The 15,104-nt window shown below is 64.9% G+C and carries 13 protein-coding genes; 9 read left to right on the top strand and 4 right to left on the bottom strand.

Annotated elements, in window-relative coordinates; genetic code table 11:
* Positions 1-34 precede the first annotated feature (34 nt).
* Positions 35-673: a 2-dehydro-3-deoxy-phosphogluconate aldolase gene (locus tag FJ490_RS17075; protein WP_140566208.1), complete on the top strand. Its 639-nt coding sequence runs from the start codon at positions 35-37 to the stop codon at positions 671-673.
* 12 nt (positions 674-685) lie between these two features.
* Here the strand turns inward: FJ490_RS17075 and FJ490_RS17070 are convergent, their stop codons facing one another.
* On the bottom strand, positions 686-1,444 hold the full coding sequence (locus tag FJ490_RS17070; protein WP_140729030.1) for an SDR family oxidoreductase: 759 nt from the start codon (positions 1,442-1,444) through the stop codon (positions 686-688).
* A 219-nt stretch (positions 1,445-1,663) separates the two neighbouring features.
* Here FJ490_RS17070 and FJ490_RS17065 point away from each other — a divergent pair, with 219 nt between their 5' ends.
* The gene (locus FJ490_RS17065; RefSeq protein ID WP_140729029.1) at positions 1,664-2,557 is read left to right on the top strand and encodes an AraC family transcriptional regulator; all 894 of its coding nucleotides are present in this window, start codon (positions 1,664-1,666) and stop codon (positions 2,555-2,557) included.
* An 86-nt stretch (positions 2,558-2,643) separates the two neighbouring features.
* Here the strand turns inward: FJ490_RS17065 and FJ490_RS32710 are convergent, their stop codons facing one another.
* From FJ490_RS32710 to FJ490_RS17055, 3 genes are all read right to left on the bottom strand, one after another.
* The gene (locus FJ490_RS32710; RefSeq protein ID WP_181165230.1) at positions 2,644-2,820 is read right to left on the bottom strand and encodes a hypothetical protein; all 177 of its coding nucleotides are present in this window, start codon (positions 2,818-2,820) and stop codon (positions 2,644-2,646) included.
* Between the two features lie 196 nt (positions 2,821-3,016).
* Positions 3,017-4,843, bottom strand: a complete 1,827-nt coding sequence (locus FJ490_RS17060; protein ID WP_181165231.1) for a DUF882 domain-containing protein — start codon at positions 4,841-4,843, stop codon at positions 3,017-3,019.
* 469 nt (positions 4,844-5,312) lie between these two features.
* Positions 5,313-6,848 carry a sigma-54 dependent transcriptional regulator gene (locus tag FJ490_RS17055; RefSeq protein ID WP_140729028.1) on the bottom strand — a complete coding sequence of 512 codons (1,536 nt, stop codon included), beginning with the start codon at positions 6,846-6,848 and terminating at the stop codon, positions 5,313-5,315.
* 169 nt (positions 6,849-7,017) lie between these two features.
* Here FJ490_RS17055 and FJ490_RS17050 point away from each other — a divergent pair, with 169 nt between their 5' ends.
* The 7 genes from FJ490_RS17050 to FJ490_RS17020 all read left to right on the top strand — a co-directional run bounded on the left by FJ490_RS17050 (position 7,018) and on the right by FJ490_RS17020 (position 14,968).
* Positions 7,018-8,856, top strand: a complete 1,839-nt coding sequence (locus FJ490_RS17050) for a M3 family oligoendopeptidase (RefSeq protein ID WP_181165232.1) — start codon at positions 7,018-7,020, stop codon at positions 8,854-8,856.
* A gap of 376 nt (positions 8,857-9,232) precedes the next feature.
* Entirely contained in the window at positions 9,233-9,958 is a 726-nt protein-coding gene (locus FJ490_RS17045) for a proton-conducting membrane transporter (RefSeq protein WP_140729027.1), read from the top strand.
* A gap of 206 nt (positions 9,959-10,164) precedes the next feature.
* Positions 10,165-11,310: an aminodeoxychorismate synthase component I gene (locus FJ490_RS17040; RefSeq protein WP_140729026.1), complete on the top strand. Its 1,146-nt coding sequence runs from the start codon at positions 10,165-10,167 to the stop codon at positions 11,308-11,310.
* Entirely contained in the window at positions 11,259-11,921 is a 663-nt protein-coding gene (locus FJ490_RS17035; protein WP_140729025.1) for an aminotransferase class IV family protein, read from the top strand. Before FJ490_RS17040 ends, FJ490_RS17035 begins: the two co-directional genes overlap by 52 nt.
* 3 nt (positions 11,922-11,924) lie before the next feature.
* Positions 11,925-12,848, top strand: coding sequence for a DUF3445 domain-containing protein (locus FJ490_RS17030; RefSeq protein ID WP_140496273.1), 924 nt, complete (start codon positions 11,925-11,927; stop codon positions 12,846-12,848).
* A 110-nt stretch (positions 12,849-12,958) separates the two neighbouring features.
* Positions 12,959-14,404 (top strand): homospermidine synthase, encoded by a 1,446-nt coding sequence (locus tag FJ490_RS17025; RefSeq protein ID WP_140624314.1) that lies wholly within the window; start codon positions 12,959-12,961, stop codon positions 14,402-14,404.
* Between the two features lie 186 nt (positions 14,405-14,590).
* Positions 14,591-14,968 carry a hypothetical protein gene (locus FJ490_RS17020; RefSeq protein WP_140496275.1) on the top strand — a complete coding sequence of 126 codons (378 nt, stop codon included), beginning with the start codon at positions 14,591-14,593 and terminating at the stop codon, positions 14,966-14,968.
* Positions 14,969-15,104 lie beyond the last annotated feature (136 nt).

Here is a 15,104-nt window from a genome sequence, read left to right as displayed (position 1 = left end):
AATCGGTTGAATTGACAACGATATGGAGAAGAAGATGCCCAGCAAGACCGAAAAACTCCTGTCGTTGCTCAACGGTCAGCCGGTCATCCCGGTGTTGAAGATCGCTGATGTTGCCAATGCGGTGCCGTTGGCCCGCGCTTTGGCGCGCGGCGGCCTGCCGGCGATCGAGATCACGCTCAGGACCGCGGATGCGCTGGAAGCGATCCGGCGCGTGGCCGGCGAGGTCGAGGAAGCCATCGTCGGTGCCGGCACCATTCTGGATGCGCGTCAGTTCGACGAGGCGGCCGCCGCCGGCTCGCAATTCATCGTCAGCCCGGGCATAACCCGCGAGCTTCTGGCAGGCGCCGCCGACAGCGAGGTTCCGCTGCTGCCCGGCGCCATTACCCCCGGCGAGATCATGGCCGCGCGCGAAGCAGGCTTGCGCTTCCTGAAGTTCTTCCCGGCCGAGCAGTCGGGCGGCATCGCCTCGCTGAAGGCATTCGCCTCGCCGCTCGCCGATGTGAAATTCTGCCCGACCGGCGGCATCACCGGCAAGAACGCGGCCGACTATCTCAGCCTGCCCAATGTCATCTGCGTCGGCGGCTCCTGGGTTGCCCCCGACGACATGGTCAAGGCCGGCAGGTGGGACGAGATCGAAGCTCTCGCACGCGCCGCGAGCAAGCTCGCCGGATAAGCGCTTTCGCGTTCACCAGCGCAGCGGGCCATTCTCGTCGAAATAGCCGGCAGTCGGACCATCGGCATCTAGCGTCGCCAGGCGCACGATGATCTCGGCTGCCTGCTGCACCGTGCGACCGCCCCTGTGCCCGTTGAGATCGGTCGCGGTGTATCCGGGAGCAGCGGCATTCACCTTGATGCCGCGCGGCGCGAGTTCCCTGGCGAACGCCACCGTAATCGCGTTGAGCGCCGTCTTGGAGCTGCCATAGCCCATTATGTTGGGCGACTGGTTTTCGCCTGTTGCGTCCTGCGCGCGTGCGATCGAGCCGATATAGCTGCTCACCATGACGATGCGGCCGGCGGGCGATGCCAGCAAGAGCGGCAGGAATGCCTGGGTGACGCGGACCGGGCCGAAGACGTTGACATCATAGGTGGCCTTGATGTCGGCGATGTTCTCCCGGCTCGGCGGCAACTCATACCGCCCGTTCGAGCCGAGCGCGTCGACATATCCAGGAGCAATGCCGGCATTGTTGACCAGCACGTCGAGGCTGGCTACCCGCGCCGCGACGGTCCTGGCGGCGGCCGCCACGCTTTCGTCATCGGCGACGTCGAGTTCGAGCCACTCGACGTCGAGCCCTTCGCTGCGCAGCGCCTGTGCCGTCGCGGTGCCGCGTTCGGCGTCGCGGGCGCCGAGCCAGACCTTGAATCCCGTTGCCGCCAGGCGCCGTGCGGTCTCCAGGCCGATGCCCTTGTTGGCGCCGGTCACCAGTGCGCGCTTCGATGTCGTCATATCCAAATCTCCTTTGTGGAGGCCTGATGCATGTCGCCTGGAAGTGGCCCCGGTCCGGGAGAACGACATGCATAAACAAAGGCCCAAGACGCGTCGCCAAACGCGGCGCGCCTTAGAGATGGCGGATTGCCGCCCGCCTGGCGCGCCGAAAACTCTCTTGCTCTTGCCTGATCCTCTCACCTGGTTGCGCGGCCCACGCGGATCGGCAATGCTGAAACGATGAGAGAAGCGCTGCTGGAATTGATCGCCATCGCCGGCCGCCATGCGCATGGGCGGCGGACAAGGACGGCGATCCCTCGCGTTACGATCGGCCGCAGCGAGGTCCCGACGTCGCCGATGCCCGAGCTTTGTCAGCCGACGGCGCTGTTCGTGCTGCAAGGCACGAAATCGGTGCTGATCGGCGAGCGCACGCTTCGTTATCAAGCCGGCAGCTATTTCGTCTACGCGGTCGAGACACCCGCCACCAGCCAGCTGATCGAGGCGAGTATCGCGCATCCCTATGTGGCCATCGGCTTCGCCCTCGATGTCAAGGCGATCGCAGCCCTGCTCATCGAGCACGAGCCGGCCGTCGGTGGCGACGATTTCATGACCTACCTGGCCAATGACGACCTGCTCGACGCGTGGCGCCGGATGCTGCGGCTGCTCGACAGGCCCGCCGAGATTCCCGTGCTCGCTTCCCTGCTCGAGCGCGAGATATTGTTTCGCCTGTTGCAAGGCCCGCAAGGCGCGAAGTTGCGCCAGCTCGCCGGCGCCGACAGCCGCTTGTCACAGATCCGCCGGGCGACCGCCTGGATCCGGGCTCACTATGACGAGCCTATCGAGGTGCGGCGGTTGGCCGAGCTCGCCAATATGAGCAGCGCTGCGTTTCATCGCCACTTCAAGGCGGCGACGGCGATGAGCCCGATCCAGTACCAGAAGCAGGTCCGCCTGCTGGAGGCCCGCCACCTGCTGCTGGCCCAGCCGGGAAACGCCGCGCGGGTTGCCTTTACCGTGGGCTATGAAAGCGCTTCGCAGTTCAGCCGGGAGTATGCGCGTCAGTTCGGGTTGCCGCCTGCACGCGATGCCGCGCGGCTTCTGGCGCGGGGCGAAGCGGCCGCGCTGGACATCGACTGAACCATCCCGGGCGGCACGAAAAAGCCCGGCCGGCTTGCGCCGATCGGGCTAGTCTGGTGCCATGATAGTCAGTGGTGTCTTGGCGGTCAGTTGCAGACCCTGACCTTCTCGACCGCCTTGTGGCGATGCTTCCAATGCGTGACCATCTTGGTCCGGCAGTGATGCTTGCCATTTTTGATGATCACGGTTTCGGCTTGCGAGGGAGCAAAAGCCGCCGATGCCGCCACCAGCGCCAGGACGGATGCCAACAGGATCTTCTTCATGAATATCCCCGGGGTTGGAACGCAGCCATTCTAGCCGGGAAACAGGCAGCTTTTACCTTTTCACGAGAAGTTCAGGCACCCGTGATCCCCGCGGGGCCGGGGCCGGCTTCATGCATGCCGGTTGTGCCCGCACACAGCCGGCTGACAACGAAAAGCCGCGCCGGTTGCCCGGCGCGGCTTTCGGAATGCCCGGTCTTTACTTCGTTTGGAAGCGCGCGACGGACAGGAATTTTACGGCATTGCCGGTGAAACGGTTGGCATCCGCCATCTGGTCGCCCTGCTGGAAGCCGGCCGTGTAGACCTCGCTCGGCGGCGTGTGGACCACGTTGTAGGCGTAGCCCGGCGCCGTCGTGGCGCTCGAAACCGTCGCGACATTCTCGCCGCTGGTCAGCGCCCAGCGGGCGGCCTGCGGTGCGGCGGCAACCACGATGGCCTTGGGACCGGGTTTGAGGTCGCGGGCGGTGGCTCTGGCCTCCTTGCGGGTCGTCTTCACGCCGGCGCCGATCGCGGCGACCGGATCGGAACCGGCAGCGCGGGCGACGACGGCCTCGCGCGGCGATGCGGCATCGACGCCGGACGGGTCGTTGAAAGCCGAACGAGGCTCGGACAACGACGCAACCCGATAATAGTCAGCCTGCACGGGAAGCGCCTCGGCCTCGTCGAGCACGGCCTTGACCGCATCGGGCTTGACCGCATCGGCCTTGGCCGCATCGATATTGGTCATATCCGGCCGCGCGCTCGGCAGCACCGAGAAGGCATCGGTCGCGGTCTTGCCACGCTCGGCCGTCTCGGCCAGCGCCATCAGCACATCCTTGCTGGGCGCAGGCGCCAGCACCGCCGGCAACGTGTGTTCGGGGCGCCATGTCGGCAAAGGTATGTTGTTGGCGGCAACCTGCGCTGCATCGGCGGCGACCGCCGAGGGATCAGCCTTGCCGAAAGGCATATTCGCCGGCGTCTGCACGGTTGCCACGGTCTGTTCGGTGCTGGCCGTCGCATCCGCCATGCCGAAGGGAACATTCTCAGGCGGCTGCGCGCCGACGTCGACTTTCGGCCGCGGAGCGAAATCGGGCAGCGGGATGCTGCGTGCCGGCAACGCCGCGATGATCGTCTCGGGCGTATCCTTTTCCGGCTCCGGGGCCTGCTCCTCGGCGACCTGCGGGATCTCGGCGCGCTTGGCGTTCTCGGGCGCCACGATCGCGATCCCCGGCAGGGTGCCGCTCTTGGCGGTGCTCGCCGGTGCCGGCTTCACGCTTCTCGGCTTCGGTGCCGGCTCTGCGGATGCGACATCGGCGCTGTCGTCGGCCTCGTCGTCGCCGCCGCCGAAGAAGGCAGCCAGCAGTCCGCCGGACCTCTTGGAACCGCCGCCGGCGCTGGCCAGCTCGATGGCGGCGCCGCCGGAACCCTTGCGTGCCTTGTACGAGGCAAGCGCCTGCTCAAAGCCGGGCAGCGGCCGGCCGTCGCTCGGCACGTGCAGCGTCTTGCCGTTCGGGAACAGGCTCACCAGTTCCTGTCGGCTGATGCCGGGCCAATGGCGCACATTGCCGACATCCATGTGGACGAACGGCGAACCGGATCTCGGATAGTAGCCGACGCCGCCGCCCTGCATCTTGAGCCCGATATTGCGCAGCTTCTTCAGCGGCACGCCCGGAATGTAGAAGTCCATCGCCTTGCCGAGCATGTGCTGGCTCTTCTCGGCGACACCCTTGCTGCGGCTGCGCAGCATCGAGTTCGTCGACGGCGAGCGATAGCCGCAAACCACCTGGATATAGTCGGTGGCGCCGCTTTCCCGATAGGCTTCCCAGACCAGGTCCAGCAGGCGCGGGTCCATCTTGGTCGGCTCGTTGCGGCGCCAGTCCCGCAGGATGATGTTGATCTTTCTCAGCCCGGCCTGATCGTAACGGCCGTTGCGCTTGTAGACGATCTCCGCCTTCTCGTGCGTGTGGAGGTGGTAGAGCTTCAGAGAACGGACTTCGGCCCTGGCGCCGGTTGCGGCAGCGGCAAGAAAACCAAATGCGACAATCATGGCCGCCAGCCACTTCGGCCAGACGCTCAAATGATAGTGCCGCCCGTTTGTGTGTCGTTCGATTCTGTTCAAATCAAAAGGCCTTGCAGGCTGCCGTTTGTCCCCGGATTTGCCCAAACGGACGTGTCGTTGTCACATCCGAATATCGATCCTAATGGTTAATCATCGCTTATTGAAGCCGAAATGCGGTAAGACCGTGGCGATATCCCGCCAAAAATTGTCCACAAGGTTTCTTGGTAAACCGCTGGTTTAGATCATGATTCCTCGTTTGGCCGAAACACGATCTGTTACCGTTAGCCTTAATGCGTGAACGGGACCGTCGGGGACGTCGCCATCGGCGCGCCACACTCCGGTCCAATCAATGCACCGGCGACATGATGGCAGCGCAAGCTGGTCCCGGCCTTGCGTGACCGCACTCGGGCCGACCGCTCTCAGGCCGGACATCGGGCGGCTGTGCGCGATAGCGCCCTCAGGAAGCGAGCCGGTCGAGCCTGCCGGTTTCCGGATCGATGCCGTATTCCTTGAGCTTGCGGTAAAGCGTCGAGCGGCCGATGCCGAGGCGGCGGGCGACTTCGCTCATCTGGCCGTTGTAGTGATCGATGGCGAGCTTGATCATCTCCAGTTCGACATCCGCCAGCGCGCGCACATTGCCGCGCTCGTCGAGCGCGCGCAGCGTGCCGAAGCGTGGCTGAAGCCGCGTCGGCGATTCGGGTTCGGCAGCCGAAACGCCCTCGCCGGCCAGCGCCGGCTCATCGCGCGGTTCTACGGCCAAAGCCGGGCCGGCCGGCGCGATGTCCACATCGAGACGGACCGTGCCCTCCACCTGGGCGCGGATTTGCGGGAAATCCTCGACGCCGAGCACATCGCCTTCGCACAGCACCGAGGCGCGGAAGACGGCATTTTCCAGCTGCCGGATGTTGCCGGGCCAGTCATAGGCCTGGAGCACGGCGAGCGCCGCCGCCGAAATGCCCCGCAGGCGATGGCGCGGGTCCGCCGGAGCCACCTTCTCCATGAAATGTGCGACCAGATCGGGAATGTCGTCGCGGCGGTCGCGCAAGGGCGGCACATAGATCGGATAGACGTTGAGCCGGTAGAACAGGTCCTCGCGGAACTTGCCGTCCTTGACCTGCTGCAGGAGATTGCGGTGCGTCGCCGAAATCAGCCTGATGTCGACCCGGACCGTGGCGCGGCCGCCGACCGGATCGACCTCGCCATCCTGGACGGCGCGCAGCAGCTTGACCTGCACGTCGAGCGGCAGGTCGCCGATCTCGTCCAGGAACAGCGTGCCCGAATGCGCTTCGACGAATTTGCCGGTGTGCTTCTCCGTGGCTCCGGTGAACGAGCCCTTCTCATGGCCGAACAGGATCGATTCGACCAGATTGTCGGGAATGGCGCCGCAATTGACGGTGACGAAAGGTTTCGAGCGGCGGTCGCCGCTGCCCTGTATGGCGCGCGCCACCAGTTCCTTGCCGACGCCGGATTCGCCCTCGATCAGGATCGGGATGTTGGATGCCGCCGCTTTCTGGCCGAGGCGGATCACCTTGTCCATGGCGGGACTGTGCGTGATCATGTCCCTGAAGGTCAGCAGCCCGCCGCGCCGGCGCGACGTGCGCTTGACCTCGCCTTCGACAGCCTCGACCTTGAGCGCGTTGGCGATCGAGGCCTGCAGCCTGTCGGGAGAGGCCGGCTTGACGACGAAGTCGAAGGCGCCGTGGCGCATCGCCGAAACCACGGTCTCGATGCCGCCCTGGGCGGTCTGCACGATGACCGGGATGGTGATGCCGCGCTCGCGCATCGCCTTGAGCACGCCGATGCCATCGAGATCGGGCATGACCAGATCGAGGATGACCACCGACACGTCGCGGGCGCCGGGCCCGTCGAGGGCATCGAGGCCGGCAGCGCCCCCGTCGACGACGATTGCGGTGTGGCCGAACCGCGTCACCGCCGCCTCGAGCAGCCGGCGCTGCACGGGATCGTCATCGACTATGAGTATGGAACCTGTCATGACTGTCTTGAGCCGCCCGCCTGATATCCCCATGGACCATCTTGGCACAGGGTTCTAAATAAGGTTTCAAAAAACCCGGTGAACGAATTCCTTAGGATTTGACCGGCTTCTCCGTTCTCCTTGATTCTGGCCCTGGCCCGGCCACTTGATTCAAAAGAAGGTATTGTCGATGCGCGTGATGTTTGATCGGCGGCCTGCGGCGCCAGCTTCCGGTCAGGGCGCCGCCGAGCTTGGCGATCTGCCGGAATGGAATCTTGCCGACCTCTATGCGGGCATGGAGGCGCCGGAGCTGAAGCGCGACATCGCCAAAGCCGCCGCCGATGCGGTCGCCTTCGAGAGCCGCTGGAAGGGCACGCTGTCCGCCGAGGCCGAGCGCGGCAGCGCAGGCAGGCTGGGCGAGGCGCTTGTCGCCTATGAGGCTCTGGAGGAGCTGATCGGCCGCATCGTCTCCTATGCCGGCCTCATCTATGCCGGCAACACCGCCGATCCGCAGCGCGCCAAGCTCTATGGCGACATCCAGGAGAAGATGACCGACGCCAGCGCGCATCTTCTGTTCTTCGCGCTCGAACTGAACCTGATCGACGACGCGGCCATCGAGGGCGCGCTCGCCGCCGACCCCGCCTTCGGTCATTACCGGCCCTGGGTGCTCGATCTGCGCCTGGACAAGCCCTATCAGCTCGAGGATCGCGTCGAGCAGCTGTTCCACGAGAAGTCGATCACCGGGCGCGGCGCCTGGAACCGGCTGTTCGACGAGACGATGACGGACCTGCGCTTCGACGTCGACGGCGAGGAGCTGACGCTGGAACCGGCCCTGAACCGATTGCAGGATGCCGACGGCGAGGTGCGACGCCGCGCCTCCGAGGCGCTCGCCCAGACCTTCCGGAGGAATTTGCGCACCTTCACGCTGGTCACCAACACGCTGGCCAAGGACAAGGAAATCTCGGACCGCTGGCGCGGTTTCGAGGACATCGCCGATTCACGCCATCTCGCCAACCGCGTCGAGCGCGGTGTGGTCGATGCGCTGGCTTCGGCGGTGCGCGAGGCCTATCCGCGCCTGTCGCACCGCTATTACCGGATGAAGGCGCGCTGGCTGGGCATGGAGGTGATGAACCACTGGGACCGCAACGCGCCGCTGCCGGAGACGCCGCAGGCGGTGATCGGCTGGGACGAGGCCAGGAACACGGTGCTGTCCGCCTATCAGCGCTTCTCGCCCGAGATGGCCGAGATCGCGCGGACTTTCTTCGACCGCAACTGGATCGACGCGCCGGTGCGCCCAGGCAAATCCCCCGGCGCCTTCGCCCATCCGACCGTGCCTTCGGCGCACCCCTACGTGCTGCTCAACTACATGGGCAAGCCGCGCGATGTGATGACGCTGGCGCATGAGCTTGGCCATGGCGTGCACCAGGTGCTGGCCGGCGGCCAGGGCGCGCTGATGGCCTCGACGCCGCTGACGCTGGCCGAGACGGCGTCCGTTTTCGGCGAGATGCTGACCTTCCGCTCGTTGCTCGAGCAGACCACCGACAGGCGCGAGCGCAAGGCCATGCTCGCCCAGAAGGTCGAGGACATGATCAACACGGTCGTGCGCCAGATCGCCTTCTACGAGTTCGAGCGCAAGGTGCATGCGGAGCGCCGCAACGGCGAACTGACATCCGACAGGCTCGGCCAATTCTGGCTGGAGGTGCAGGCGGAAAGTCTGGGCCCGGCGATAAAGTTGCGCGACGGCTACGAAGTGTTCTGGACCTACATCCCGCACTTCATCCATTCGCCCTTCTACGTCTACGCCTATGCGTTCGGCGACTGTCTGGTGAACTCGCTCTACGCGGTCTACCAGAACGCCGAGCGCGGCTTCCAGGACAAATATTTCGAGATGCTGCGCGCCGGCGGCACCAAGCATCATTCGCAGCTTCTGGCGCCTTTCGGCCTCGATGCCACCGATCCCGCCTTCTGGCAGATCGGGCTTGGCGTGATCAGCGGCTTGATCGACGAGCTGGAAGCGCTCGACAACTGAGGCGTCTTCTGTACGTCGTCCCCACCTGCTCAGAACAGTTTAGCCGGAATGCATATGGGGCCCACACTATTCTTGGTCTAAATATCTGTTCTTGAATAACTCTCTTTCGTAGTTTTCCCATAGCTTTCCGTAAGCTCTATGATAGCCTCCCCGCCAAGCTCAGCCGGAGCATACGGGTCGGGCGGGGAAGTCTCAGCCGACCGCGGCGTTCCGGTGCACGCGACGACGGCCATTGGCCATGGCTTGCAAAGCCGACGCCGACGGCTCGACTGAGGCCGGCTGTTCCGCAGGCGGCGGAACCATCATCGAGTAGTCCTTCGCCGAAGGTCATTAAGTCCAATGCCGCGGCAGACGGATCTGACTGGAGAGAGAGACAATGGGCACTTTTTTCTACATGCTCCTGGCGTTCCTTGTGGGTGTGCTGGTTGGCTGGTTCATCTGGGGACGCCTGCGCGGTGAGCTCGACAGCTTGCGCGGCGATCTCGACCGCACACGCAGCGAGCGCGACCGGCTGCGGGCCGACAGCGATCGCCTGACCGGCGAGTTGGATGCCTGCGGGCGCACCCGCGCCGATCTCGAGCGCCAGCTGCGCGAGGCCTCGACCGGCTCCGGCCCGGCAAAGGCGGCGGCGCCGGCGCCGGCCGCCTTGATGTCGACGCCCACCCCTGCCAAATCCGCTCCGGCGGCCAAGCCGGCGCCCAGGAAGCCGGCTGCGGCCAAGGCCGCTTCCAGCGCCGCGAAGACCGGTGCGCCGAAGGCCGCTGCCGCCAAGGCGGCACCCAAGGCCAGCGCGGCGTCCAGGAAGGCGGCACCGGCGAAGGCCGCGCCGGCCAAGGCGGCTTCCGGCAAACCCGACAATCTGCGCCGGCTGATCGGTATCGGCCCGGTCAACGAGAAACTGCTCAGGGCACAAGGCGTCACCAGCTTTGCCCAGATCGCCGCCTGGACAGCCGCTGATATCAAGCGGATCGAGGACGTCATGAATTTCGACGGCCGTATCGCGCGCGAGCGCTGGATCGAGCAGGCCAAGCTGCTCGCCGCCGGCAACGAGGCGGAATTCGCCAGGCAGTTTCCGTCGGCTGGAACCGCCAGCAACACCTGAGCGACAGGGCAGATCCGACGATTGCGGCCGGCGGCGCGAACGAAGCGCCGCCGGTTTGCTTTTGGCCGCAAGGTCTGCGCACGGATCGGGCCAGAGGTTGGGCCAGAGGTCGGCTTTAAGTGGCAAGGTGCCGCTCCCTCGATTGCGCGCGGCTGGCCCCCCATATAGAGCCATCATTGGCTTCATCGATCCACGCGCCGAGTTCCATGCCCCTGCCCGCCGCAATTTTCCGTAATGACGAAAGCGCGCGCCAGCTCGTTTTCGACGGGCCGGACGACGTCATCACGGCGCACGAGGCCCGGGATTTCTCGGCCGCGCTGCAGGCGGCCCAGGCCGCGCATGACGCCGGCAAATGGCTTGCCGGCTATTTCTCATACGAGGCGGGCTACCTGCTGGAGCCGAAGCTGGTTCCGTTGCTGCCGGCCGGGCGCCGCGCCCCGCTGGTCTGCCTGGGCGTCTTCGACGCGCCGGTGCAAGAGCCGGTGCCGCCCCGCAAGGCGGCGGGGACCAACGGCCCGATCTTCGATGCAAGGGCGACATGGTCGTTCGAGGATTACGAGAAGCGGTTCTCACGGCTGCACCGGCACATCAGGCAAGGCGACTGCTACCAGGGCAACCTGACCTTTCCGGTGCATGCGCAATGGTCGGGCGATCCGCTGGCCGCCTTCGACGCGCTGACCGAACGCCAGCCGGTGAAATACGGTGCCCTGGTTTCGCTTGGCGATCCGGTCGTGCTGTCACGCTCACCCGAACTGTTCTTCGAGATCGACGCGCAGGGCATGGTCGAGACGCATCCGATGAAGGGCACGGCGCCGCGTGGTGCGACGGAAGCCGACGACGAGCGCCAGAAAACCTTCCTGCGCAATGATGAGAAGAACCAGGCCGAGAACCGGATGATCGTCGACCTGCTTCGCAACGACATCTCGCTGATCAGCGAGGTCGGTACGCTGGAAGTGCCAGAGCTGTTCCGCATCGAGACCTATCCGACCGTCCACCAGATGGTGAGCGACGTCAGGGCGAAGCTGCTGCCGGGCCTCACGATCCGCCAGATTTTTGCCGCGCTGTTTCCCTGCGGCTCCATCACCGGCGCGCCGAAAATCCGCGCCATGGAGATCCTGCATGACCTTGAAGGCACGCCCCGCGATGTCTATTGCGGCGCCATCGGCTGGATCGCGCCCGGCGGCACGATGCGCTTTTCCGTGGCGATCCGCACCATCTCGCTCTTTCCCGGCGGCGAGGCCGTCTACAATGTCGGCGGCGGCATCGTCTTCGATTCAACCGCGCAGGAGGAGTATCAGGAGTGTCTCTTGAAAGCCCGCTTCGCGACGGGAACGCCGCCGGTTTCGAATTGATCGAGACCATGCGCTGGGAGCCGCCCATGGGCTTCCTGCGCTTCGAGCGGCATCTCGCGCGCCTCTATGGTTCGGCGGCCGAACTCGGTTTTGCCTGCGACCCGCAAAGGATCGGCGACGTGTTGGGCAAGGCTGTCGATGGCGCGCGCAACGCCTTGCGCACGCGCCTGGCTTTGGCGCGCAGTGGCGACGCGGCCGCCTCGGTCCAGCCCTATGAGCAGCTCGCCGCCGATAAGGTCTGGACGCTGCGGCTGGCGCGCACGAGGCTCGATTCGAACGAGATGCTGCTGCGCCACAAGACCAGCCGCCGGCAGGTCTACACGCATGCCCGCGCTGAATATCTCATCACCCAGGCTGACGAAGTGCTGTTGGCCAACGAACGTGGTGAGATGTGCGAAGGCACCATCACCAATGTCTTCGCCGATTTCGGCGATGGCATGCTTTTGACGCCCCGCCTCGATTGCGGGCTGCTGCCTGGCGTATTGCGCGGCGCGCTTCTGGATGAAGGCCGCGCCCGCGAGGCGATCTACAGCTTTGACGACTTGAAATCCGCCAGGGCGCTCTATGTCGGCAATTCACTGCGCGGCTTGATCCCGGCAAAACTGATCTGAAGCATGACATCGCTGCCCACCCACACGCCCTATGATGGCTCGTCCAAGCTGTTCACCATCGGGCTGAAGCCGCTTGCCCTGGCCGACTGGATCGAAGTCGACGAACATCTCCTGCCGTTCCTCGCCGAGAAGCAGCGGCTCTATGCCGAAATGCCCGGCACCGTGTTCGTCGAGGAAGACGGCACGCGCGATGCCCAGCGCGAAGTGCTCGACCTGCTCGAAGCGCACTTGCCGCGGGTATTTCCCGAGACCCATCGGCGTGCCAGTGGCGGGGTCGAGGTGATCGCCGCCGGCGGCAATCCCGAGGGCGACTTCGCCAAGGCGCCGCTTGTCGCGGCCTCGCTGCTCGTCCAGGAAGACCTGATCCTGATGCGCCGCGGCGAAGACGGCTGGCGGCTCGCCGCCGGCTCGCTCTGCTTTCCCTCGTCCTGGTCGCTGCTCGAAAAATTCGGCAAGCCGTTGCAGCAGATCCATGCGCCCGTGCCGGGTTTTGGCCCTGGCACGCGGCCGGCCGAGCTGATCAACCGCATGTTCGACGGCCTCCAGGGCCAGGCCGTGGAGCGCTACAACTGGTCGATTCAATCGGGCGATGCGCTCTACCATCCGCTATCCAATGTCGAGCGAATCGAGCGCGCCGCCAGCCGCCCGTCGCGATTTGCCGATGGCGACGCCAATGCCCACGCCTTCATCCGCGTCGAGCGGCAGACGCTTCGAAAATTGCCCGTCTCGGGCGACATCCTGTTCACCATCCGCATTCATCTCGACCCGCTGGCGGCGTTGGCGCATCACCCCGACCGGGCAACGCTGGCTCCGGCTTTCGCTGCCCAGCTCGAAGCGCTCGACATCGCCCAGCTCGATTACAAGGGCTTGACATCAGACCGCGACCGGCTGGTCGGCGTCCTTAACCAAATGGCGAACGCCGCCTGACCGGCGGTTGGCGCTTTTCACTGGTTTATGACAATGATCTGTGATGTAGCGCATGCCCGTTGGGCGAGAATGCCCGGGTTTTGCACCTGTCTGAAGGAGTGCTCGATAAAATGGCGAATGAAAACTGGCCCGTTTACGGTGAGATCACCGGCCCTGTGGTGATGATCGGCTTCGGCTCGATCGGACGGGGCACGCTGCCGCTGATCGAGCGCCATTTCAAGTTCGACAAATCGCGCATGACGGTCATCGACCCGCGCGGCACCGATCGCGCGCTGCTCGACGAGCGTGGCATCACCTTCATGCAGGATGCGGTGACCGAGAAGAATTACAAGAAGCTCCTGACCCCGCTTCTGACCAATGGCGGCGGCCAGGGTTTTTGCGTCAACCTGTCGGTCGACACCGGCTCGGTGGATCTAATGCGGCTCTGCCGCAAGCTCGGCGTGCTCTACATCGACACGGTCGTCGAGCCATGGCTCGGTTTCTACTTCGATGCCGAGGCCGACAATGCCAGCCGCACCAACTATGCGTTGCGCGAGTCGCTGCTCAAGGAAAAGCACGACAAGCCCGGCGGCACGACGGCGGTCTCCACCTGCGGCGCCAATCCGGGCATGGTCTCGTGGTTCGTCAAGCAGGCACTGGTCAACCTGGCCACCGATCTCGGCCTCGAGTTTTCGGAACCCGCGCAGGAAGACCGCGAGGGCTGGGCGAAGCTCATGAGGAAGGCCGGCGTCAAGGGCATCCACATCGCCGAGCGCGACACCCAGCGCACCAAGAAGCCGAAGCCGATGGACGTGTTCTGGAACACCTGGTCGGTCGAGGGCTTCATCTCCGAGGGCCTGCAGCCCGCCGAACTCGGCTGGGGCACGCATGAGAAATGGATGCCCAAGAACGGCAAGAAACACAAGCATGGCTCCAAGGCTGCAATCTATCTGGAGCAGCCCGGCGCCAACACGCGCGTGCGCTCGTGGTGCCCGACGCCAGGTGCGCAATACGGCTTCCTGGTGACCCACAACGAGGCGATCTCGATCGCCGACTTCTTCACCGTGCGGTCCAAAAAGGGCAAGGTTCAGTACCGCCCGACCTGCCACTACGCCTACCATCCCTGCAACGACGCGGTGCTGTCGCTGCATGAAATGTTCGGCGCCGCCGGCAAGGCGCAACCGGTACACCACGTGCTGGACGAAAACGAACTGGTCGATGGCGTCGACGAGCTCGGCGTGCTGCTCTACGGCCATGACAAGAACGCCTACTGGTACGGCTCGCAACTGTCGCTCGCCGAAGCGCGCAAGCTGGCGCCTTACCAGAACGCCACCGGCATGCAGGTTACCTCGGCGGTTCTGGCCGGCATGGTCTGGGCGCTGGAGAACCCCGAGGCCGGCATCGTCGAGGCCGACGAGATGAACTACAAGCGCTGTCTGGACGTGCAGTCGCAATATCTCGGACCGGTGAAGGGCTATTATACCGACTGGACGCCGCTCGATAATCGGCCCGGCCTGTTTCCGGAGGACCTCGACCGGAACGACCCGTGGCAATTCCGCAACATCCTGGTGCGATAGCGTCGCGCCAAGCATGCCTCACTGCCTTGCAATCGCCCGGAAATCGGGCGATTGAAGGATGCGGACGGGAGCAAGCCGCGTCCATCTGGACGCATGAACTACGCTCTTGAAACTTGGATGCATGCACCGTGCTTTCCGAAAGTCGTTTTCCGATTTCGGGCCGACGGGCGAGGAGAGGATTTTTACATGACCATTGCGCGCAAGATTCTTTCGATGAGTGTTGCGGCGGCCACGATGGTGGGGCTGGCCGCTTGTGCAACCAGCGGTCCCGACGAGCCGTCGATAGGGGCCGCGCCGAAGGGCGTCGAAGGCTCCTGGATCGACGCCAAGGGCACCGGTCTTTCGACCTTTGCCGGCGGAACCTTCACCACGGTGGCGACCGATACCGGCCAGAAGTTGTCCGACGGCACCTATACGATGACCGGCGCCACATCGGTCGAGATCCACGGAACCTCGCTGATCCGGCAGACGCCGGTGAGCTTCAATTGCCTGCTGGTGTCCACCAGCCAGCTCAACTGCACCAGCGGCTCCGGCCAGAACTTCGTGTTGACCCGGCGGGCCTGAACCACCAGGCATTCAAACCTCCAAAGGACGGCGGCCAATGGCCGCCGTCCTTTTTGTGCCCAGCAGGGATCAACGGGATTTTGCCCCGATTTCCCCTTGCATGCTCCGGAACGCGATGGGAACATGGCTGAAAAAG

The organism is Mesorhizobium sp. B2-5-11 (assembly GCF_006440835.1).
In the GTDB taxonomy this organism is placed as follows: Bacteria; Pseudomonadota; Alphaproteobacteria; order Rhizobiales; family Rhizobiaceae; genus Mesorhizobium.
This window is presented reverse-complemented; position numbering and strand designations above follow the sequence as displayed.